At 42.8% G+C, this 22,454-nt stretch carries 12 protein-coding genes; 11 read left to right on the top strand and 1 reads right to left on the bottom strand.

Going from position 1 to position 22,454, the window contains the following annotated elements:
• Window positions 1–18: 18 nt before the first annotated feature.
• Window positions 19–2,319, top strand: coding sequence for a Gldg family protein (locus H8S64_RS09615; RefSeq protein WP_186975909.1), 2,301 nt, complete (start codon window positions 19–21; stop codon window positions 2,317–2,319).
• A gap of 81 nt (window positions 2,320–2,400) precedes the next feature.
• Here H8S64_RS09615 and H8S64_RS09610 read toward each other — a convergent pair whose 3' ends face one another.
• Complete coding sequence (locus H8S64_RS09610) at window positions 2,401–5,469, bottom strand: response regulator (protein ID WP_255469497.1); 3,069 nt, start codon at window positions 5,467–5,469, stop codon at window positions 2,401–2,403.
• 567 nt (window positions 5,470–6,036) lie between these two features.
• Here H8S64_RS09610 and H8S64_RS09605 point away from each other — a divergent pair.
• From H8S64_RS09605 to H8S64_RS09560, 10 genes are all read left to right on the top strand, one after another.
• Window positions 6,037–6,630 (top strand): DUF3575 domain-containing protein, encoded by a 594-nt coding sequence (locus H8S64_RS09605; protein ID WP_436231463.1) that lies wholly within the window; start codon window positions 6,037–6,039, stop codon window positions 6,628–6,630.
• A gap of 11 nt (window positions 6,631–6,641) precedes the next feature.
• Window positions 6,642–8,054 carry a DUF3868 domain-containing protein gene (locus tag H8S64_RS09600; protein WP_186975906.1) on the top strand — a complete coding sequence of 471 codons (1,413 nt, stop codon included), beginning with the start codon at window positions 6,642–6,644 and terminating at the stop codon, window positions 8,052–8,054.
• A gap of 9 nt (window positions 8,055–8,063) precedes the next feature.
• Window positions 8,064–9,989, top strand: a complete 1,926-nt coding sequence (locus H8S64_RS09595; RefSeq protein ID WP_255469496.1) for an Mfa1 family fimbria major subunit — start codon at window positions 8,064–8,066, stop codon at window positions 9,987–9,989.
• Window positions 9,990–9,997: 8 nt separating this feature from the next.
• A complete protein-coding gene (locus H8S64_RS09590) occupies window positions 9,998–11,005 on the top strand; it encodes a FimB/Mfa2 family fimbrial subunit (RefSeq protein ID WP_186975905.1) in 1,008 nt (335 codons plus the stop codon).
• Window positions 11,002–12,072, top strand: a complete 1,071-nt coding sequence (locus H8S64_RS09585) for a hypothetical protein (protein WP_186975904.1) — start codon at window positions 11,002–11,004, stop codon at window positions 12,070–12,072. The genes H8S64_RS09590 and H8S64_RS09585 overlap by 4 nt, the downstream gene beginning before the upstream one ends.
• 14 nt (window positions 12,073–12,086) lie before the next feature.
• Window positions 12,087–15,194 carry a DUF4906 domain-containing protein gene (locus H8S64_RS09580; RefSeq protein WP_186975903.1) on the top strand — a complete coding sequence of 1,036 codons (3,108 nt, stop codon included), beginning with the start codon at window positions 12,087–12,089 and terminating at the stop codon, window positions 15,192–15,194.
• 329 nt (window positions 15,195–15,523) lie between these two features.
• Entirely contained in the window at window positions 15,524–16,630 is a 1,107-nt protein-coding gene (locus H8S64_RS09575; protein ID WP_186975902.1) for an OmpA family protein, read from the top strand.
• A gap of 237 nt (window positions 16,631–16,867) precedes the next feature.
• Entirely contained in the window at window positions 16,868–17,428 is a 561-nt protein-coding gene (locus tag H8S64_RS09570; RefSeq protein WP_099291727.1) for an RNA polymerase sigma factor, read from the top strand.
• Window positions 17,429–17,491: 63 nt separating this feature from the next.
• Window positions 17,492–18,679 carry a FecR family protein gene (locus tag H8S64_RS09565; RefSeq protein WP_186975901.1) on the top strand — a complete coding sequence of 396 codons (1,188 nt, stop codon included), beginning with the start codon at window positions 17,492–17,494 and terminating at the stop codon, window positions 18,677–18,679.
• Window positions 18,680–18,820: 141 nt separating this feature from the next.
• On the top strand, window positions 18,821–22,441 hold the full coding sequence (locus tag H8S64_RS09560; protein ID WP_186975900.1) for a SusC/RagA family TonB-linked outer membrane protein: 3,621 nt from the start codon (window positions 18,821–18,823) through the stop codon (window positions 22,439–22,441).
• Window positions 22,442–22,454: the final 13 nt, after the last annotated feature.

Genomic DNA, 22,454 nt, shown 5'->3' with positions numbered 1-22,454 from the left:
TACGGTAATTTTTAGAGTATGAGAAAAATATTAAAAATAGCGGGGAACGAGTTAAAAGCTCTTTTCTATTCACCCGTGGCGTGGTTTATACTAGTGATATTTGTTTTTCAAGCGGGTAGTAGTGGCGTGCAGTGGCTTCAAGCTTTTCTTCGTCAACAATTTCTGGGTGATCCGATAGAATACAGTATCACGACGGCATTGTTGACCGGGATGACGGGAATGTTCACCGCGATCCAGCAGAATCTGTATCTCTACATCCCGCTTCTCACCATGGGATTGATGAGTCGGGAATTGGGAAGTGGTTCCGTGAAATTGTTGTACTCCTCTCCGGTGACGGCGGGGCAGATCGTTTGGGGTAAATTCATTTCGATGATGGTTTACGGTTTGTTGCTGGTAGGTGTGCTGCTGGTAATTAATCTTTTCGTGGCTTGTATCGTACCTTCCTATGATTTCGGTTTACTCTTTTCCGGTTTGCTGGGTTTATTCCTGTTGATGTGTGCTTATGCGTCTATCGGTTTATATATGTCGTGCCAAACCTCTTACCAAGTGGTGGCGGCGATGGGAACACTGGCCGTGTTAATCGTGTTGAACTTTATCGGAGAGGTGGGTCAGAGTGTAGAATTTGTACGGGAAATCACCTATTGGTTATCCATTAAAGGGCGTGCGACACAATTTATCAATGGTCTGGTATGCAGTGAAGATTTGCTTTATTTCGTTATCGTGATTGCTTTTTTCCTGACACTCTCGATCATGAAAATCGAGGGACATCGGGCAAAAAGGAGCAGATGGGTTTCCATCGGGAGATATTGTGCCGTGGTAGCTGTCGTTGTCGCTGCAGGCTATCTGACTTCCCGTCCGGGATGGTTGTTATATCACGATATGACGGCGGACAAAACGCAAACTCTGACGAAAGGCAGCCAAGATATACTGGCAAACATGAAGGGAGATCTAACCATAACTACTTACGTGAACCTGTTGGGAGTGAATAGTACCTACGGGATGCCGGAACGGGTAAAAGGTGACATGGAGAACTTCAAACAATATATACGCTTCAAATCGAACATTGAATTGAAGTATGTCTATTACTATTTGCTTGATAATGAAAATATCCGTGTTCGTTATCCGGGATTGAGCGACCGGGAAGTTGCCATGAAATACACTGACATTCAGAAATTGAATATCGATATGTTTTTGTCGCCGGAAGAGATTAAAAAACAGATAGATTTGGCTCCCGAGGGGTACCGTTTCGTGCGTCAACTGACTTTGGATAACGGGGAGAAAGTCTTCCTTCGACTTTTCGAAGATCAACTCGTGTTCCCCCGGGAAGCTGAAATTTCGGCTGCCATGAAACGTTTGATCGTGAAACCTCCCAAGGTGGCTTTCCTCACCGGTCACGGGGAAAGGGATGTGAATAATGTCGGTGACCGGGATTATTTCTCTTTTGCGAATAACAAAACTTTCCGTTACGCTTTGATTAATCAGGGATTCGATGTTATTTCTCTTGATCTGTCCCGTGGAGGGACTATTCCAGTGGATGTCGATATCCTCGTGATTGCGGATATGCGGATTCCTTTCACTGAGCAGGAACAGCAAGCGTTCGACCAGTATATTGCTAGAGGAGGAAACCTGATTATTGCCGGAGAGCCCGGTCGACAGGCTGTTATGAATCCCTTGGTAGAACCGTTTGGTGTTCGTTTTATGCCGGGAATGCTCGTGCAACCCACGAAAGATTTTAACGTTGACCTCATCCAATGTGATGTGACAAAGGCCGCCGCGGAGATGACGTACGCTTACGAGAGATTGTTGAAGAAGAAAAATAAAATTACTATGCCGGGGGCGGTCGGTTTGGATTACACGACCGACAAAGGATTCCGGGTGCAACCGATTTTAACCACGGCAGACTCCGGTTGTTGGAATGAACCGAGTGTACAACGGGCGTCTGAACTGAAAGCCCCCCTTTCTCTCGGAACAGGAATCGTCGGACAGGCTTACCCGACAGCCTTGGCGTTAGATCGGCAAAGCGGCGGTAAAGAACAAAGAATCATAATCCTCGGTGATGCCGATTGTATCAGCAATGCAGAATTAATGATGTTCCGCAAGGGTATCGATGCTTCGAATTACTCCCTGATCACGGAATCTTTCCGTTGGCTCAGTGGCGGAGAATTCCCAATTAATACCCGCCGTCCCGATCCGCAGGATACTTCCGTTTCCATGGAATTACCTTCCATGATTTGGGTAAGAATCGGATTCTTGGGCGTTTTCCCCTTGTGCTTTATTGTATGTGGTATTGTTGTCGGGTATCGAAGGAAGAAGAGATAATTAAAGTATCAAGATGAAGTATAGGACTATTCAACTGTCCCTGTTTGCGGGGGAGGGTTGAATAGTCCTTTTTCGTTGTGTTTACACCAGCGTGAAACTTGAATTTAGTGCTGTTTTGAGTTCTTGTATCAGTTTATTCGCGTTTAGGGGTTTGGATACATAACTATTGAATCCGTTTTTCATGATTCGTTCCTTATCCGAGGCGAAAGCATATGCCGTGACAGCGATAATGGGAACCGAATCAGAGAATTTCCTTATCTCTCGCGTGGCTTCGTAACCATCCATTTTGGGCATATTGATATCCATGATGATGATTTGAGGTTTGTGTTGTTGGTATAATTCAACTGCTTCCTGTCCGTTCCACGCATGGATAAGTTTGTATTTTGAGCCGAGAATAGATTGAAACAGCAAATAATTGCTTTCATTGTCTTCCGCTATCAGTATTGTGATATCTTTCTGTTTTATGCATTCTTTCTGTATTTCTATAATAACAGGTTTGCTTTCTTCGGTAGTGGCAGTCAGGTATGGGATGGTGAACCAGAAGGTGCTGCCTTTGCCTTCACCATCAGATTCTACACCGATACGACCTGACATTTTTTCAACGATGCTTTTGCAAATGGAGAGACCGAGCCCGGTTCCCTGTGCGAAATCGTTCAGTTTGGTGAAACGTTCGAAAATACGTTTTTGTCCTTCTTGTGATATGCCTAATCCGGTGTCGCGGACGAAGAAGCGGATTTCATCCTCTTGCAGTTCATAACCGAAAGTGATACATCCTTTGGGGGTAAATTTGCAGGCGTTTGTCAGTAAGTTTATCAATACTTGGGACAAACGATTGGGTTCTGTTTGGATGTAACAATCGGCAGCCCCGAGAGTGAAGTTCAATATTACCCCCGGCTGAACTCGCAGGCGTACGGTGCTTTCCACGGAACGAATGAGTTCATTCAAGTCGGTAGATTGGTAATTGAAATCGAGCGTGTTCGATTCTACTTTTGCCAAATCGAGCACGTCATTAATCAATTGTAGCAGTAATTGATTGTTATTCTCGATGATTCCTATAAATTGTTGTTTCTGTTCTTCGTCTTCAGTCGTGGTCAACAGGTTTGAGAATCCCACGATAGCGTTTAATGGCGTGCGTATCTCGTGGCTCATGTTGGCGAGGAAGGCGGATTTCAGACGGTCGGATTCTTTCGCTTTTTCCCTTGCCGAGATAAGAGCCTGTTCTTGTTTTTTGCGTTCGGTAATTAATAGCAATGAGCCGATAAGAGCGGTGGGGTGCTCGGTATTATCGCATTGGGACACGGCGGCGTTGATTTCCAGCCAATCAATGTGTTCTTTTCCCGCTTTTTGAGAAACAATGCGGAATTCTGCCTTGGTGTATTGTAATTTCCCGTTTAAAAAGTCGTGGTGTATTTGCTTTACCCGGGCAACGTCCTCCGGGTGTATTCTTTGGAAGTATTCGCTTTCTTCGATGATATGTATCGAGTGAGTCGAGCCTTCCTGCTTGGTGAAGTTCATGTGGCTCAGTACACGTTGTACCTCGCAGGCTATTTTGTGATTTTTCAAATCCCAACGCCACGGGATAATACGTGCCACGCTCAATGTCATATCCAATTTTCTCGCCGATTCTCTTAAATCATTCTCTGCTTTGCTTCGGCTTGTGACATCTAGCCCGAAGATATCAATCACGTTTTCTTCTGCCGACTGGCAAATGATGAATTCATAGAAAGTATTGGTTTGTTTGAAATAATGCGTGAACGTGACCGAACTTTCTTTTTGGAAGACGGTTTCGATGAAAGGTGAAATATATTCCACGGGGAAAAGCGGATGCTGTTGGTCGTTATCCGTGTTTTGCTTGGTTAGCGTGTTGAATGACTCGTTCGTGGAATGGTAAGTCAAGCGTGTCACGTGACGGTCTTTGTTGAAATTGATGGCGGCTTGTGCGTAACAGATGGGCATGTTGCGTACCAGTATGTTGTGTGTCTTGAAGAGGGCGAGTTTCTTGCGTTGGAACAAGGAGTTCAAGATGGCAACGATAATCAGCGACACGAGGATAATGATACCGATGATGATCTGCCAGCTATATTGTTGCCATAGGGTTTTCGGTTTGTTGATAAACTTTGTTCCCGGCAGACAATTTTCAATGGAAAGGTGGTCTTGGACTAGTTGAATGTAGTTGACCACGGGGTGGGATTTTGTAGAATAGATAAAAGGAATGTTGCGCATGGATTTCCCTTCCAGCATTTTGATGACAAGTGCCGGAAGAGCTTCTTGTGTTTGTTTTCGCTCGGGGAAATAACCGCCAAGAACACCATCTTGAAGATAGGCACTTCGTAGGGCGAAAACGGGATGGGGGGATGCGGAAATCATACGTGTATCCCCGGAAATGAGCGTGGGGAAGCCGTGCACGTTTTTGCGTTCATAGAACCAAGTGGAGAAAAGTAAACCGATTGTCAGATCCCGGCTGACCAAGTATTCTTGCAAGTGTTCGGCGTTTTGATCGTTACCCACGAGCCACTCGTATTCGAGGGTAGGGTATTTTGCTAAAATATATGCGTGAACAAGTCTGTCCAGATAACGATTCGTGTAAAGTTCGTCCGCGATGAAAACGATTTTCTTTATTTGTGGCTGCATTTGTACCATCATGTCGATGGTTTGTTCGTATAGGAGCGGTATCTCGATATACGCGAAATTGTATTGCTCTCTGACTTGGGATAACGGGGTTAATTTACAGTCCATTAAATTTAGAGTGCCACCCGTGTAATAATATTCGTTCGGTGCGAATGAATCCTCGTTACCGATTAATATCATCGGGATATCTCCCCATTCTTGTTTGATACGATCTCTTAAAGTAAAAGCCATGTTACCGATCAGTACCAGATAGTCAGGTCTTTTATTTTCGAAACGGGTGAAAATGCCGTCTTCCATCTGTTTGAATAATGTCTTGTTACGGATGAACGTGCCGTTCATGTGAATTATTTCGGCAGACACTCCCGCGGTCTGGGCTGTTTGCATTGTGATAGGAGTGATCAATTCCTGACTCCATGGAGCTCCTTCGTTATAGGAATTGATAATAAGTAGACGTCGCTGCTCTTTGGCTTCTGTTGTTTGGGGTATGAGTGCCGATGTAAATCCCAAGTATGCAAATAGCATAACCACGCACTTGAAAATAAGATAGGATTTTTCGTGTATCATTATGGCAATATATTTTCTTCGCTTGTAAAATTGTATAGAATTTCTATCCTCGTAATTTGATATTTTATGTGTCTGCAAAAATATTAAAATCTGCAATGATGATCAAAAAAAAGTAGGTTGTTTTTTGATTTGTTAAAACATTATTATTCAATAATACTCCTATATTGAAGCATTATTGACTGATATATAATTGTGTTTTTGGGGAGGCTATTTTTAAACCATCGTTTTATGATACAAAATTAATACGTTCCTATGACAATGCAAAATTTTCATGTAATAATTTGGTACATACACGAATATAGATATTTTATAATTATTAAAACCACTTCTTTTAAACCCTTTTTTTTCAATCTCTTTTAACGATCGTTTAATGCGATTCGAGTTGTGAGTTTAATTTGATTGATAAATAGATGTTTAACATGGGTGCTGAATGGCGTTATTTATTTTGTTAAGTATGCCTTGTTAAATTGGGTTACAGTTCGATGAGGTTTACGTTGGGTGTATAAATTACGATGAATCTTGAATATGGGAAAAATGAGTTTAAAGCTTTGCGTGTTTTTGCTTTTTGGGCTTTTTTTCAGCACGGGAGTGAAATGCCAAAAGATGGCGGTAAAGAGTAACTTGTTGTATGATGCAACGGCAACGATTAATGCCGGTGTGGAGTTTCGTTTAGCCACGAGGTGGACGTTTGATCTTTCGGGTAATTATAACGGGTGGACTATATCGGGCAACCGTAAGTGGAAGCATTGGATGATGCAACCGGAAGCCCGTTACTGGTTTTGTGATCGTTTCGCTGGACATTTTTTAGGTGCACACGCGTTAGGGGGAAAGTACAATATCGGTAACTTGAAAAACAGCATCTCTTTTCTGGGGACTGATTTCTCCAAGTTGACGGATCGTCGTTATCAAGGTTGGTTTATAGGTGCCGGGGTAGCTTACGGTCACTCGTGGATACTTTCCAAGCATTGGAATTTCGAGGCGGAAATCGGTGTGGGGTACATTTACATGCGTTATGACGTGTATCCTTGTGCCGAGTGCGGGACGAGATTGGCAAAAGGGCGGTCGCATCATTACGTGGGACCGACAAAAGCGGCGTTGAATTTGGTTTACTTGTTTTAAAAAGGACGGTTATGAGAAAGATATGGTGTTTTATCATGTTGATATTATTCGGGGCAAACGTGAGTGGGCAGAAACTTGCCGACGGGCAGGTCGTGGTGAGGAATCTCGACGTGGTGCGCGGAGAGAATGCCTTGTTTGTTTCGATGGATTTGGATGTATCCGCTTTGGATATTGCCACTAACCGGGAATTGCTTTTTGTTCCGGTATTAAAAGGCGATCGGGATAGCGTTCAGTTACCCTTTGTGATAGTGGCGGGACGGAACCGTTATTTCTATCATTTGCGCAATACTCCCGTGTCGGATGGGGATATGCTGGAACGCGCCGGACAGGCAAAAGTGATTCGTTATCGGGCCGCATTGCCGCTCGAGGGATGGATGTCTAAGGCGACGCTGGTGATAGACGAGAGTGCTTGCGGTTGCCGTGGCGAAGGGGAGGACAGTCGGGTACCCTTGTTGCGGATGGAACCGAAGGTTTATACCCCGGTGTTCGTGTACTTGCCCCCGGAGGTGGAGACGGTGAAGACGCGGGAGGTGAAAGGTTCCGCTTATATCGATTTCCCGGTGAATCGCACGGAGATTTACGAGGACTACCGGAAAAACCCGTCGGAATTGCGGAAGATCAGGCAGACGATAGACGTGGTGCGGAATGATCCGGATGTCCGTATCACTTCGTTAAGCATCAAGGGATACGCTTCGCCCGAGGGTACTTACGCGAATAATACCCGTCTTGCCAAGGGAAGAACGGCAACATTGAAAACGTACGTACGGGAGTTGTATCACTTCCCGGATAGCGTGCTCTTGACTTCCTATGAGCCGGAAGATTGGGCAGGGTTGGAGGCTTACGTGGACAGCACGAATTTGAGAAATCGTGATGCGATACTGGCGCTTATCCATTCCAGTGTGGAGCCGGATGCTAAAGAGAAGATGATAAAATCGACTTATCCGGAGGAATACCAGTTCCTACTGAAGAACGTGTATCCCGGTTTGCGGCATTCGGATTACGTGGTGCGATACGTGGTACGTACTTACACGAGTGCTGAAGAGATACGTCGAATCATGAAAACGCAACCGCAGAAATTGAGCCTTCGGGAGTTGTATATTGCCGCGCAAGGTTTGGAGCCGGGCGGTGACGAGTACAACGAGGCTTTCGAGATTGCGGTGCGGATGTTCCCGGGGGATGAGGTCGCTAACTTAAATGCTGCCAATGCCGCCATGGCGAAGGGCGACTTGAAGGGAGCTGCTCGTTACTTGGATAAGGCGGGTGACCGTGGGGAAGCAGTTTATGCCCGAGGGGTCTATGCCGCACTATTGAAAGATTATGAAACGGCGATGAGGTTTTTCGCCGAGGCAGCCCGAGAGGGCATAGCCGAGGCTGAAGATGCTTTGCGCCAAGTAGAAGAAGTAAAAAATGACCAATTTAAATAAAAAGGAAAGATGAAAAAAATGTGGAATTATTTCGCGAGCATTCTCGTGATGGGTCTGTTCGCCGGGTGTAGCAATGACACCCTTACAGGTGACGATTCAGACGGGGATCTGAATGGATCTAAAGATGCCGTTTACATGAATGTTTCGGTACAACTTCCTGCCGGGGGAGGGATCGGTGCTCGCAGTGAAACAAAACCGGAAGGAGGTAGTACTGATGGAGAGGAAATGGGGAAGGATTACGAGAACAAGGTGGGAGAAGTTTTGCTCGTGTTGGCAACAATAGATGACAAATTTATCGCTCAGAGTATAGTGGAAGAAACGGATAATGCCATCAAAGTATTGCCTTCGTCGTCTTTCAACACGACCAAAAAAATTAGTAAATCGACCTTAGCTAATTATTATAGTAAAAATACAGATCCCAATAAGGATTTAGTAAATGATAAAATACACGTTTATGTATTCTGTAATCCCACGGAAGCTTTAAAAAATACGATTGCAAAGGCACAAGAGGGATCTGTAGATTGGGTAAATGAGAGTGCCGAAATAACGAAAGAGGTTTGGGCAGAAAATAAATTTTTGATGTCTAATGCCATAATAGCGGAAAAGAAATTACCTAAAAAATTGGAATATTGGGATGATTATACAGCCGAAAGTAACGCGTTCGATTTATCTGGGAGGAACAATTATGGTAGCGACAAGGAAGTTGATAATAGTCGAACTGGAGCTATCAAAGTAGAACGTTCTGTTGCTCGTTTTGATTTTAAAGATGGAAGTAGAAATAATAATACCTATGATGTTGTCAAACAAGAAGGAAATACCATTATGCAAATTCAATTGCAAAAGATTGCATTGGTGAACATGAGTAAAAACTTTTACTACTTGCGTCGCGTGTCCTCAACCGGATTGGATGCAGACTGTGATATGTGTGGTGTGGAAACTGCGACGAACTATGTGGTAGACACGGATGCCGAGTATAAAAACGGTGATAATATAGATATAAATAGCTATAAAGATCATTTTGATTATTGCCTTGGTGCTGTGGTGGATGGAACGTGGAAAATAGACCAAAATGCACGTGCCCAATGGGATGTTCATGATATTGCTAAGATATTGGCTGATAACGCTGAAAAAGACGAGTATAAAGATAAAGAATATAAGATTTGGCGTTATGTGACGGAAAACACTATTCCCGGAGCATTAAAACAAAGACAGGGAATTACTACTGGAATTGTTTTTAAAGGGAAGATGATCGTTCCCGAGAGTGCGCCTGAGACTTCTTTGACTAAAGCTCTTGCCAAGGTTACGGGAGAGTCCATGAAAGATGATATTCTTTACACGTATTTGACGAATATTTATGTGACTTGGAAAGAAGTACGTGCTGCTGCTTTAAGACCCGAAGCTAATAAAGAATTTTACAAGGCTGTATTTGGGGTGCCTGAAAACGCTGAGGAAATTTGTGTAGAGGAAGTGGGGAATGATGGTAAGGTAACAAAACCTGCTGTTTATAGTAAAGATATAAATAGCCCAGATTATTTATGGAATGCATGGCATGAAGAAAATAATCATGCCAATATAAATGACATGAAATATTGGGAAAAGTTTAGAGCAGCTGCAGTAAATTCTCTGTTTACTATTTACCAGTCTAGTAAAGAGGGGGATGACCCTGCCGGGTATTATTGCTATTATTTCTATTGGGTTCGTCATAATGATAACGTGAATAACGGGATTATGGGGCCAATGGAGTTTGCCGTGGTACGTAACAATGTATATAAGCTTGCTGTTACTAAAATTGATCGTCTTGGTCACCCGCGCATTTCGGATAACGATCCGGACCCTGTTGACCCGGAAGATCCTGACGAAAAAGGCGATGTTTACCTGACGCTTTCCGTTGAGGTGTTGCCTTGGGTAGTTCGTGTAAATAATATCGAATTTTAAGAAACGACATGCAAAGTAGAAAACGAAATATAGTTTCAAGAATCATCGGTGCGACGCTCTGTGTCGCATCGATGAACTTTGCCTTCTCTTCGTGCGAGAAAATATATGAAGATCTTGATCCATGCGCACACGGGGTATCGCTTCGTTTTATCTACGACTACAACATGGAGTTTGCCAACGCTTTCCCCAAGAAGGTGGATTGCTTGACACTTTATATATATGACGAGGAAGGCAATCACGTGGGTACCCGTGTGGTGACAGGACCGGAACTGCGTGACGAGGGTTTTCGGATGACGTTGGACCTCGAACCGGGGAATTATCGTTTCGTGGCTTACGGGGGGATGGCTTGCGGGAAAAGTTCTTTTTCCATGGTACGGACACCGGAATCGGGGTGCAAGTATAGCGATGTGCGGGCAAAGATGGATGTGGATTGTTTGACGAATCCCGACCGGAAAAAGTTGCACGATATGTACTGGGGGCAGCTAACGCTTGCCACTGCCGACTTGTATCAAGAGGGCGTGGTAGAGATGATGAAGAATACCAACAATATCCGAATCATGTTGCAACAGATGAACGGAGACCCGGTAGATGATAAGGATTTTGATTTCGAGATCACGGATGATAACACCTTGTTTGCTTGTGATAACGATTTGATCCCGAACGGAGTCGAGACGTATACCCCTTGGGCTCGAGGACAAGCTTCGACGGGAGTGATGGAGGGAAGCAAGGAGGTTATCGAGGCGTACGCGGAATTTTCGACTTCACGGCTGATGCTTAAAAATAGCCCGAAACTCGTGATTCGCCGGAAGGATGGCGAGGAAGTGGTGAACATCCCGTTGAACAATTACTTGCTTTTGTTCAGGAGCGAGTTTCATAAAGATATGGACAAACAGGAGTTCTTGGACCGAAGGAGCGAGTGGTCGATGCTGTTTTTTCTTGATGAGGATCACACGTGGCTGAAAACGAAGATAAAGATTAATGATTGGACGGTTAGAATCAATGATGCAGAGATATGATAATGAAAAAGGTTGCGTATGTTATCATATTGTGGTTAACGGCATCCTTGTTAGCAGGAGGGTGTAGTCGGGATACGAAGGAAGATGCCGGGGAAGAGGTTCTAGTGAATCTCGATATCAGTGTGGCGTTATCCGACGTGGCTCAAACCTTGGCTCGTGGTGTTAAGGAAGATGCAGGGCCTGCAAATGATGACGAGAAGATGCAAAAGTTGCGTGTTGTCGTGGTGCGAGAGAATGGTATAGTCGAGAAAAATGGCCTTATGAATCTTTCTCAGCCAGCCGTAATGAATGAACGCTTGAGCGAACGTTTGAAGGTGGTTAGCAAGGAATGGAAACAGATTTACCTTTTCGTGAACGAGGATAACGAGAAAATCAAGGTCGGTCATGGAGATAGCGATGAATCGGTTTCTTTAACAAGTTTTCTTGAAAGCATGGCAGTTGGGTCAGTATTCCCGACAGAAGAGATTTCCGAATTGACTGTCCGGTTGGACATGCCTTCCGGGCAATTGGAGGGGGCTTTGCCTATGAGCGAATGTCATTGGGTGTATGTACCCAAAAAGGATCATGAGTGTGAGCTTTTCGTGACGAGGAGTGCCGTGAAATTCTCGTTCCGAATCACGAATAAAGGTTCGAAAGATAGCAAATTAACCGAATTGACTATCAAAAATATGATGGACAAGGAGTATTACTTGCCGCGTAACGCGAAATACGAGAACGAGGAAATTGATGGCAATAAATATTTAGCGATACAAACTTATGATATACCTTCGTTTGCCAAAGAATACGATTACAAACAAGAGGGGCTTGAGATTTCTTTACCTGTTAATAAAGAGGTCGCTTTGAAGCCTATTTATTTGCTGGAGGGAAAACACGAGGGAGCGTATTCCGTGGGAATCAAGGTGAACGGAGCCAACATGGAAGGGGTTCTCGAAAATTTACCTCGAAAACTCCCGAGAAACACGCATGTCGTGGTTAATATCACGATTAATAACAAGAATTTAGAGTTCGAGGTAAATGTTGAACCTTATAGAGAAGTTGAACTCGAACCGGGTTTCGGGATAAACTGAAAACTTAAGGAGATATGAAACGGGATATAATATATAGTCTTTTATGTATGTTGTTCATCTTTATTACCGCTTGCGAGGATGAACCGTTGGGAGAAGAAGATGATTTTACTCCCGGAGCCAAGAGTGTGGTGACTGCTACCGTGGAATTTAAACCATTGGTTCCTGCCTTAAATGGAGCGAGTAGAACAGCGGGGAATGCGATAAAAGAGATTAGCAGTTTATGGATGTTGTTGTACTCGGAGGATGGAATGTTGGTCGAGAAGTACAAGATTGAAGGTTTCACGGAGACAACAATTGGCAGGAATGACCTTACAACAGGTGGACCCTATGCTGAATCGAAAACCTCTCGTGCAGCATTTAAACGGGCTGTTCCTCAAGGACGGTACTATGTTTATGCGGTTGCCAATCTGGATCTGGAACTTGATATTTATAAAGACGCTATTCAGACTCGGGATGGATTGAAAGGAATATCTTTTAACTGGGTTGCCGAAGATGTGGCAAAGAACAGTCAAATGTTCGGTCACTTTTCAGAGGATGGAAAGATAGATGCCACGGATGGAACGGTGCTTATTAATAAAAATACGACGAAGTTGTACGCATGGGTGCGTCGTGCGGCATCGAAAGTGACCGTGGCTTACGATGGGACGGATCTTAACGAGAACGTGTACATTTATTTAAAATCAGTACAAATCAAGGATATTCCGGCTACTTGTTTTTTAGGAAAAGAGAATGCTCCCGATATTACAAAAGATAAAGCTGCTCTTATAAAGGATGGGGAGTTAATCGATTATTCCGAAGGCAACACCACTTATAACTCTAATTATAAAGCGAGAATCACGAAAGGAACTCCTAAATACAGTAGCGCAAATCCGGATAAAAATGAAAAAGATCCTCATGGAGAGACTGTTGAGGCGCTTTACTTCTTCGAGAATATGCAGGGAGAGGGAGAGGAAGGAACTGAAAGTGATAAGCGGCAAGATGTAAGTGGTAACAATTCCTCGGTAAGCTACCCGACAGGAGGTAAGGAAGATGATAAGGCTTATAAAGATGCGAAGCCCTCGGGAACCTATATAGAGGTAAGGGCATATTACGTGTCCTCTAATGAAGAACGCGTGGGGAGTGGCGATATAGTCTATCGTTTTATGCTAGGAAAAGACGTGATCAAGGATTATAATGCTGAACGAAACTATCATTATAAATTAACTCTCAAGTTCAATAAGTTTGCGAACGATGTGGATTGGCATATCGAGTATGAAGAGGAAGTACCCGGTATTGAAGTGCCGCAGCCTTATTACATTTCTTATCTTTATAATCGTACCATGGATTTCCCTCTAAAAATCAATACTGCCGGGGCTAAACTTTTGTCTTTGGATGCGAGAATTATATTCAACAATTGGGCTCCGGAGGGGGCTTCAACACTGGATTATGCGAGGCAGTATGATTGTGCGGTGACGTCCAGTGCTGAAAATGCACCTTGGAATGGTTTTCTGTCGCTTCGCAAGACCACTGCCAGAGTGCTGACAATTGATTCTGACCAAGCAAATGAGGCGGCTGGCGTGGAGTATGTTGGAACTAAGGATAATACTGCTGGTAATGAACACTACTATAATAGTAAAGAAAGGGGAAAAAGGAGTTACACTATAAGCGAGGGACAAACAGAGTACGTTGATGATGATAATGGTAATTATAGTATAAAACCTACCGAAGGGAATAAAACCGTCAATGTGAAGATTCCGTTGTATACCCGAGCTAAACAGATGATTATTAGTACAGCTTATACCGGTAATAATCCTTATGTAGCCTATCAACGCCGTGCAGAAGTGGAATTTACCGCGAAAATCAAGTTTGATGACGAGAGGGGTGAAAAGATATTAAAAGATACGGCAAAGATTTTTCAGGTGCGACGTGTTGTCAATCCCAAGGGAATTTATCGAAGCGCGGAGAACACGACTTCCTTTCACGTGAAATTGATGAGATTGCCTAAAGAGGAGGCTACCGAGTTTGAAGTTTTCCCATCCGAAGGACCTTGGCGGGCTTATATTCCCCAAGAGGTGGATGGAGTTTCTTTTGAAGGGGATGATTTTATTACACTCAATGGTGGTCAGGAGGTGGTAGGAAAGACGGGAAGTCCTATCGAGTTCACCGTGAATTTTAAAGGGAAACTCAAAGAGGGTGAGGCTCGTCACACGATTATTCGTGTAGACTATCATAATTATACTTGCCAACACTTGATTTTCGTGACGCAGGGAGATGCCCCGGTGCAACTTGTGAGCGATGGTGCGAAGTGGCATACCCGCAATTTAGTTAGCGAGACGCGAGAGGCTGCTAATCCTCTTGACGAGGGATCCTTATTCCGTTTTGATAACTTGGAGCAGCCCATTGCGGCATCCAATCAGGTAAATTCTCGAACCCCGTGGACTAATGTTAAAAAAGAAGATTTTGAAGATGCTAAAGATAAGGAATTTACAATAGTGGGGAGTGAAAAAAAATTGCTGTGGGGAGAGATAGATGCTGGAACTTCTGACACATCTCCCACGTGGAAGGTGAATTTAGGAAATGGAGCAAGAATTGCAAAGTACGAGGATTACCAAGCTCTTTTTGATGATGCAAATATCCAACAGGGGTATGGGGTGCTTTATGGTGATGAGGCTAATGATACTCGCGCAAGTATTCAGGACGTTTATGAATACCGTATCGGTGCAGATGGGCAAGCTAGCGGCTATGGAATGAGAGGATGTTTCGTGTATAATAAGACTAATGGTAAGCATGTGTTTTTTCCTGTAGGAGCATCGGGATATGGGCACCGAAGGAACTATGATTATGAGCCGTGGGGTGGTACTCCGTTTAATGAGAATACTAATGGAAGAGGTGTACTTAGATATGCTTCCGGGAGAATAGATTATTACCCCAATCCCAAAAATAATCCTTTATTCTATGATCTATTCCGGCGACCGGGGGCGGTTTATTGGTTGAATAATAAAGTGGAACCGGGTTCTAAAGTTGCTTGGGATATAAATTATTTTACTTTTGATTTTAACTCATTAGATGACGCTAATGTCTTTGCGAAGAAAGGAGGGGATAAAAAAAGTGATGCTTGTTTTATCCGTTGCGTGGAAGATTAACTGCTTTAGACATATCGAAAACCTACTGTACTCCTACCCAAGACCTAGGGTAATAAGTACATGGGGATGCTTTAGGTGTTGTCAATCTCCGGGGTTTCTATATGGGAGATAATAGGATGTCCATAGAATGAACGGGGAACGCACGGGGACAGGGTATGATTAGGGTATTATTTGGGTAGGATTGCAGTGGGTTTTCGGTAGGTGTAAAGTTTTTTAGTTGTTTTATTCGTGGTATTGAGAAATGAATGAATTTTATTAATTTTGCGGCGTTTTTTCGAATTTTGTATATGAGGAATGTTACACGAATAGACACTTTAATTATTTTAAAAATGAAAAAGAATTTATTGTTTGCATGTATGTTGATGTTGTGCATCTCCACGTTTGCACAATCTAATCAAGAAAAGAATTTACCCGGTTACAAAACATCTTTTGAAACCAATAATTTTTGGGATAATTGGTTTGTTTCTATGAATTTTGGCGCTCAGACTCTTTATGCAGAAGGTTCTACTGATGCTAAATTCGGGGATAGGTTGACTTTTATGCCGGCATTGTCTGTCGGTAAATGGTTTGCACCTTGGTGGGGAGTGAGAGTACAAGGTTTGGGAGGTGCGTTACACGGCTTCCAGAATAACGGGAAAACCATGTTGCACAAGCATTACGGGGCTGTTCACGGGGATTTCATGTTCGGGTTGTTGAATTTCTTCGGTCGATACAACGAGAATCGTTGCTTTGACTTGGTTCCGTTTGCCGGAATCGGTGGTGCGTTCATTGGCAGTGACCAGTCTTTCACGATTAATGCCGGAGTACAGGCTCGTTTCCGCTTGTGCGAACGTTTTGATTTGAATCTGGAATACTCCGGGATAATTTTAGATGATGACCTTGTGGTTCGCGGAGGATTTCCCAATGATGGAATTATGGGGTTAAGCGTGGGTGTTACCTTTAGATTTAAAAATCGTTCTTTCAAGAAAGCCGTTAGCCACAAACAATATGCGGAGCTTCAGAGTTTGACAAAAGCGCAAGAGGCACAAATTCAGGAATTGTTGAGAAGAGCCCCGGATACCGTGGTGAAAATTGTAAAAGAAGAGGTGCCGACAACGAAGACGGATGTTGAATACAAGGCATTGCCGACGACGATTAATTTCGCTTTCAATAGCTACAAGATTGATGCAACCCAAGAGGTGGGTATTTATAATTTAGCTCAATTCTTGAAAGAGAATCCTGACGTTCGTGTTCGTTTGACCGGTTACGCTGATAAACGCGGAACCCAGAAAGCGAATATGTACATTTCTGAAAAACGCGTAAATGCGGTTGCGGATATGTTTATCGATAAATACGGGATTAACAAGAAACGTGTCGTGAAAGACCATAAAGGTGTTAGCTCCCGTTATGACAAGGATGAATGGAATCGTTGCGTTCTGGTAGAGATAATTAAATAAGATACGATAGTGATTTTAAAGAAGCCCGGCGGATTTGTCCGCCGGGCTTCTTTGTTCGTCTAGCATGGGTATATTCTAACGGGTACAAGCTAACCAGTGCCAAAGGTGTCCACCAGTTTGGCTTCCGTCTGGAAATCCAATATTTTAATATTAAAACATTAGAATGTTAAATTGAGAGATAATTAGAGGAAAAGTGTTCTGCATTCTCTATATTTGCCTCGGAAGAATGTTTTTTGTATGGAGAGTAATAAGAAATTAATCGTGGGAATAAATTGTAAAGCTAAAAAAGCATGGGAAGAGTTTTACAAGACTTATTATGAACCTTTATGTAATCATGTTTATCGTATTTTGCTAAATAAGGAGGTTACAGAGGATATTGTGCAAGAAATATTTTTAAAGATTTGGGATTCTGAGGTCATTTTTGAGAATGAAAAAGCATTGATTAGTTATTTGTATCGGGCAGGAACGAATAATTCGTTAAAATATTTACGGGAGCAGAATACGGAGCAGGAGAGATTGAAAATGTGGTGTGATATGGAACAGGAGATGACCGAGGATGATTTCTCAAGTGTTGTTAGAGAAGAAGTGTTGCGTAAGTTGCGTCATTTAATTGATCAATTACCTGCGGAGCGGCGAAGAATTATATTGATGAGTATGGAAAATATGAGTGGGGAAGAGATTGCCAAGCAATTGGGGGTTACCATTAATACTGTAAAGCAGCAAAAATACAGGGCATATAAATTTATAAAAGAGCAACTTGGTGATCGTTGGATCATCGCTCTCTATTTTTTCTTGTAATTTTTTTCTTTTTTCCTGTTATGCTTTTTTTCTTTTTTGGATTTTATATACAAAAAAGAATGTATGAAGCGTTGCGGATTTACAGTATTTGAAATTGTAGAGGAAGTTCTTCGGAACTTTTTAAATGAAAATGATGAGAAAAAGAGAGAAGAGTTTCAAAAGCTAATTAATGAACCCGCTTTATTAAATAATGGGAAGGAATTAGCTGATCGTAAACAAGTGGTTGCTTGGTTGAAGGAACCGTCTCGTTTTTCTTCTCAAAAGGCATACAGTGAGTTTAAAGTGTATGTGCGCGGGCAACAGCGTCAAATCTGGAGAAGGCGGATAAGATATGTTGCGGCTGTTTTGATATTGCCATTTTTAGTGGGGGGCATTTATTATTGGCATGTTATTAATTCCGAAAAAGAAGATCAGAACTCGGAGACTCAATTAATACACCCGATTGCTTTTAAAGCATCTATCGAGTTGGATGACGGGAAGCGAGTGTATTTAGGTGCCGAAGAGGGAAAAATAACCTTGAGTGATCAAACAGAAATAATTCGAGATCAAAAACAAGTGGTGTATGCGGCTTCTGATTCGCTAGATGTGCATAAAATGATTTATCATGACCTTTGTGTACCTCGAGGAGGAGAGTATGCATTGGTTTTGTCGGATAGTACTAAGATTTGGATTAATGCGGATTCAAAATTACGATATCCGGTTCAATTTAACGGGAAAGAACGGGAGGTATTTTTACTGGAAGGAGAGGCTTATTTCGAGGTAACCAAAAATAGTGAAAAGCCTTTTTTGGTGCGTACTTCACGGGGAACTGTAAAGGTATTGGGGACGGAATTTAACGTGCGTAATTATAAAGATGAGGGATGTGTGGTAACAACATTAGTCAATGGTTCCGTTCAATTTGGAAGTAATCAAAATCCTGAAAGTAATACCGTTTTGCGTCCCGGATATCAAATTATAGCCGGTTCTGTTATAGAGGATTGGATTGTTCAAAAAGTGAATTTGAAAGAGTATGTAGGTTGGAAAGAGGGACTATACGTGTTTAATAATATGACATTGGAGGAGTTAATGAGAACGGTGGAACGTAATTATGATGTGACGGTGTTTTTTGCTAGTGAAGAGTGTAAGTTTTTGCGTTTTTCGGGTGATTTGAGAAAATATGATGATGTTCGAAATTTTTTGCGTTACATTGAGATTGGTGGGGATGTTCGGTTTGTTATTAAGGAACGTGTAATTACAATATATAAAAAGTGAAAAAGGGAGCCCTTGGCCCGGATACTCCCTTGTTATTTGTGAATAATTACTTGGAATAATTAAACATTCAAATCTATGAAAAAAAATTGGATTAATAGGCGTGATATACCTATTCGTGTTTTAAAAAAAGCATTTTTGGCTATGAAATTAACTTTCTTATTAACAGTGTTGTTGAATGTAAACGTTTGGGCAACAGTTTTTTCTCAAGAACATAGGGTCTCTCTGCAGTTGCAGAATGTTTCTTTGGAAAAAGTAATCATGGAATTGCGTAAACAAACGGAAATTCGTTTTTTCTATAGTATTGATAAGATTAAAGCTATAGAGAATGTTTCCGTGGATGCGAAAAACGAGACGTTAAAAAGTGTGCTAAGTAGCTTGTTGGTTGGTACGGGACTTACTTATACTCTTTTAGATGATGTCGTGGTAATTAAGGATGAAGGGGAGGTCGTTGCCAAAGATTCGGTACAAGGTACTCTTATTAAAGGAATCGTGAAAGACAAGGAGGGGATTACTTTACCCGGGGTGTCGGTTACGTTAAAGGGAACTTCAGTTGGGGTGGCTACAGACGTGAAAGGTGCATTTGCTTTACAAGTGCCTTCCAAAGACCGGATTGTGTTGGTTTTTTCTTTCGTGGGTATGCAGACGAAAGAGGTGCTTTATAAAGGAGAAAAGTCGTTGGAGGTAGTTCTGGAGGAAGAAACACAGAGTATTGACGAGGTGGTTGTTACCGGTTACCAAGTGATTGACAAACGAGAGTTGACAAGCGCTATTTCTACGGTGAAGGCAGAACAGTTGGAGCGGATGGGTGCTTTGACGATCGATCAGATGCTGGAGGGTAAGGCTCCCGGGTTGATGATTATGAATATAAGTGCGCAACCGGGAGCAGCCACGAAGATGAGGGTTCGTGCCGGAGCTACTTTCACGGGAACCCGTGAGCCGTTGTGGGTTATTGACGGGGTTATTTACGAGGATCCTGTTCCTTTGACTCCTGCAGAGATCAATAGTTTGGATAACGTGAATTTGATTGGTAATGCCATCACGGGTTTGAATCCTCAAGATATTGCCCAGATAGATATTTTGAAAGATGCTTCTGCCACGGCTATTTATGGAACTCGAGCAGCGAACGGGGTTATTGTCGTGACCACGAAGCGTGGGAAGAGCGGATCGTTGTCTCTCAATTATAATGGATCGATAAGTGTGGTGGATCGTCCGCGTTATTCGGACCTTAATTTGATGAATTCAAAGGAACGTATTGATGTTTCGAGAGAGATTGCGGAGAGGAATCTGTATTATCCTTCTCAAATTCACCAGTTTGTCGGGTATGAAGGGGTGTTGAAAAAGTATTATTTCCGGGAGATTGATTATGCTCAGTTTCAAAAGGAGGTCGCAAGATTGGAAGCGTTGAACGAAGATTGGTTCGGGGAGCTTTATCGGGTAGCTCTTACGCATGCGCATTCCGTTAATTTATCCGGGGGTAATGAAAAGATGAGGGTTTACGCGGGTTTGAGTTATGATAATCAACGCGGAACGGAGCTCAATGTGGGGTTGTATCGTGTCAGCGGTCGTGTTAACGGGGATTTTAATTTGAGGAAAAACGTGTTGATATCTGTCGGGTTGAGCGGAAGTTCACAAAAAGCAAAATACAATCATTCGGCGTATTCGGCTTTTAACGAGGCGTATAATATGAGCCGGGCGGTACCTGCACGAGAGGAAAATGGCGGTTTGTATTATATTGACCGGATATCTATTCAGAATACCACTGGTGATTATCGTTACGTGAAATACAATATCTTGAATGAACTTGCTAATTCGGGTCGTACGGTGTATAACTGGGATTTTAATGTTCGTGCTTCTGTTGATTGGGAGATTATTCATGGTTTGAAGGTTCGGAGTCAATTTTCTTTCCGAAATACCACTAATTCTTCCGAGGAGTGGATCGGTGGAGATACGTATTATATGTCAATGTGGCGTTCTATCGGTGATGACGCTGACGAGGAGAGTAAAAAGGGTACGGTGGTACCTTTCGGTGGATTGTATTCCAGCGGTATGGTGCTTTCGGAGGCAACTTCCATATTGACACAGATCAACTATAATAAGTCTTTTGGGGAACGGCATTTTTTTAATTTGAATATAGGGCAGGAGGCTTCGTCTACTATTTATAAAGGGGCGGAAGGTTGGATGGCTCCCGGTTATAATCACGAGCAAGGTAGGTCGTTTATAAAGATTCCGACTTTTTTGATGACGGAGATTGATGATTTGAAATATCCTTTCATGCTTCGTTGGTTGGCGGCTGGAGGAGTAGGTGGAGCTTCAGTTTATCCGACCGTTACGGATCGCGTGAGGAACGTGATGTCGATGTTCGCTATTTTTAATTATTCGTTTGAGAACAGGTATATTTTCAATTTTAATATCCGAAGTGACGGTTCCAATCAGTTCGGTCAATATGAACGTTATAAATTCAGACCGGCGTGGTCTACTTCCGTGCGTTGGAATTTGCATAATGAACCTTTTATCAAGAATATGGCGGTGTCGTTTATGGATGAGTTGGCTCTTCGTTTGTCTTATGGTTTCCGGGGGAATCCGCCTTCGGCTTCACCTTATCTGACGATACAGAATTACGGGCAAGGTAATACAGATTTATCACCGGAGTATGTTTCCGAACTGGCATCTTTCCCGAATGCTAATTTGAAATGGGAGCGAACGAAGACTTTGAATATCGGGTTGAATCACTCTTGGTTGGGTGGTCGTATCAGCGGGGCTTTGGATTACGGGTATTCGAAGAGTCTCGATTTGTTGTTGACTCGTCCGGTTTCTTTAGTTAATGGTGCTTCTTCTCAGTTGTATAATGGAGGTTCGAAGGAAGACCATACTTTCGAGTTTAATATTATGACGCAGAATATTAAGACAAAAGATTTCCAATGGAATATGAATTTTAATATCACTCGTGTGAAAGAGAAAATTCTGGATGGTATTAACGAGGATGTAAGTTTCAGTACCGTAGAGAGTTTTTTGAACGGTTCGATTTATATGAAGGGGTTCCCGATAGACGGTTTTTATTCTTATCGTTTCGGGGGATTGGATTCCAATGGTTTGCCGACGTTCGAGGGAATGGTTGGCGATAAGAATCTTACGAACCGGGATGGTTATTGGGATACGAGGACGATATACGCCCAATTACAAAAAGCTCTGGTGTACGAGGGAAGTCGGTTGCCTTTGTTTTACGGGGGATTCGGGACGGAGTTTAAATATAAGAATTTGAGATTATCTGCAAGTTTCACGTACAAGATAGGGCAGAAGGTTCGTTTGTTGGAGATGTATGGTGAGAATCAAACGATGCCGTTGCCGGAGCAGAATATGACGGGCGAGTTTAACAAGAGATGGCGTAAGCCCGGGGATGAGGCTCATACGAATATTCCGGCTTTGTCCAATGAACTTTTGACTCCGTCGTATACTTTTGAAGAAGCCGTGTCTCCGTATGTTCTTCCCTGGCAAAAATCTTACTGGTGGGCTTATGACCGGAGTGATGTACGTACGGCTAAAGGAGATTATATCCGGTGGCAGCTTTTGACATTGAATTATGATTTGCCCGATCGTCATTTGAAACGGTTAGGTATTTCTAATATGCGCTTCGGTTTTCAGGTTCAGAATATCGGTTACTTGACTTTTGATAAGAAGTTGAAGGGGAAGGATCCGGAGCAGGTGAACTCTGTGGGAATGCCGGTGTTACCTTCTTATAATTTTAGCCTTGGTTTTAGTTTTTAATGTATTATGTTGA

Origin of the sequence: Butyricimonas hominis (assembly GCF_014287455.1) — a bacterium.
GTDB lineage: Bacteria > Bacteroidota > Bacteroidia > Bacteroidales > Marinifilaceae > Butyricimonas > Butyricimonas muris.
The sequence above is the reverse complement of the archived record's forward strand: the minus strand, read 5'-3'. Positions and strand labels throughout refer to the sequence as shown.

Excerpts from the sequence above, each read along its gene's own strand:
- H8S64_RS09615 (WP_186975909.1), top strand. The coding sequence starts at position 19 with ATGAGAAAAATATTAAAAATAGCGGGGAACGAGTTAAAAGCTCTTTTC.
- H8S64_RS09580 (WP_186975903.1), top strand. The coding sequence starts at position 12,087 with ATGAAACGGGATATAATATATAGTCTTTTATGTATGTTGTTCATCTTT.
- H8S64_RS09560 (WP_186975900.1), top strand. The coding sequence starts at position 18,821 with ATGAAATTAACTTTCTTATTAACAGTGTTGTTGAATGTAAACGTTTGG.
- H8S64_RS09570 (WP_099291727.1), top strand. The coding sequence starts at position 16,868 with ATGGAGAGTAATAAGAAATTAATCGTGGGAATAAATTGTAAAGCTAAA.
- H8S64_RS09585 (WP_186975904.1), top strand. The coding sequence starts at position 11,002 with ATGATAATGAAAAAGGTTGCGTATGTTATCATATTGTGGTTAACGGCA.
- H8S64_RS09595 (WP_255469496.1), top strand. The coding sequence starts at position 8,064 with ATGAAAAAAATGTGGAATTATTTCGCGAGCATTCTCGTGATGGGTCTG.
- H8S64_RS09590 (WP_186975905.1), top strand. The coding sequence starts at position 9,998 with ATGCAAAGTAGAAAACGAAATATAGTTTCAAGAATCATCGGTGCGACG.
- H8S64_RS09565 (WP_186975901.1), top strand. The coding sequence starts at position 17,492 with ATGAAGCGTTGCGGATTTACAGTATTTGAAATTGTAGAGGAAGTTCTT.
- H8S64_RS09605 (WP_436231463.1), top strand. The coding sequence starts at position 6,037 with ATGGGAAAAATGAGTTTAAAGCTTTGCGTGTTTTTGCTTTTTGGGCTT.
- H8S64_RS09610 (WP_255469497.1), bottom strand. The coding sequence starts at position 5,469 with ATGCTATTTGCATACTTGGGATTTACATCGGCACTCATACCCCAAACA.
- H8S64_RS09600 (WP_186975906.1), top strand. The coding sequence starts at position 6,642 with ATGAGAAAGATATGGTGTTTTATCATGTTGATATTATTCGGGGCAAAC.
- H8S64_RS09575 (WP_186975902.1), top strand. The coding sequence starts at position 15,524 with ATGAAAAAGAATTTATTGTTTGCATGTATGTTGATGTTGTGCATCTCC.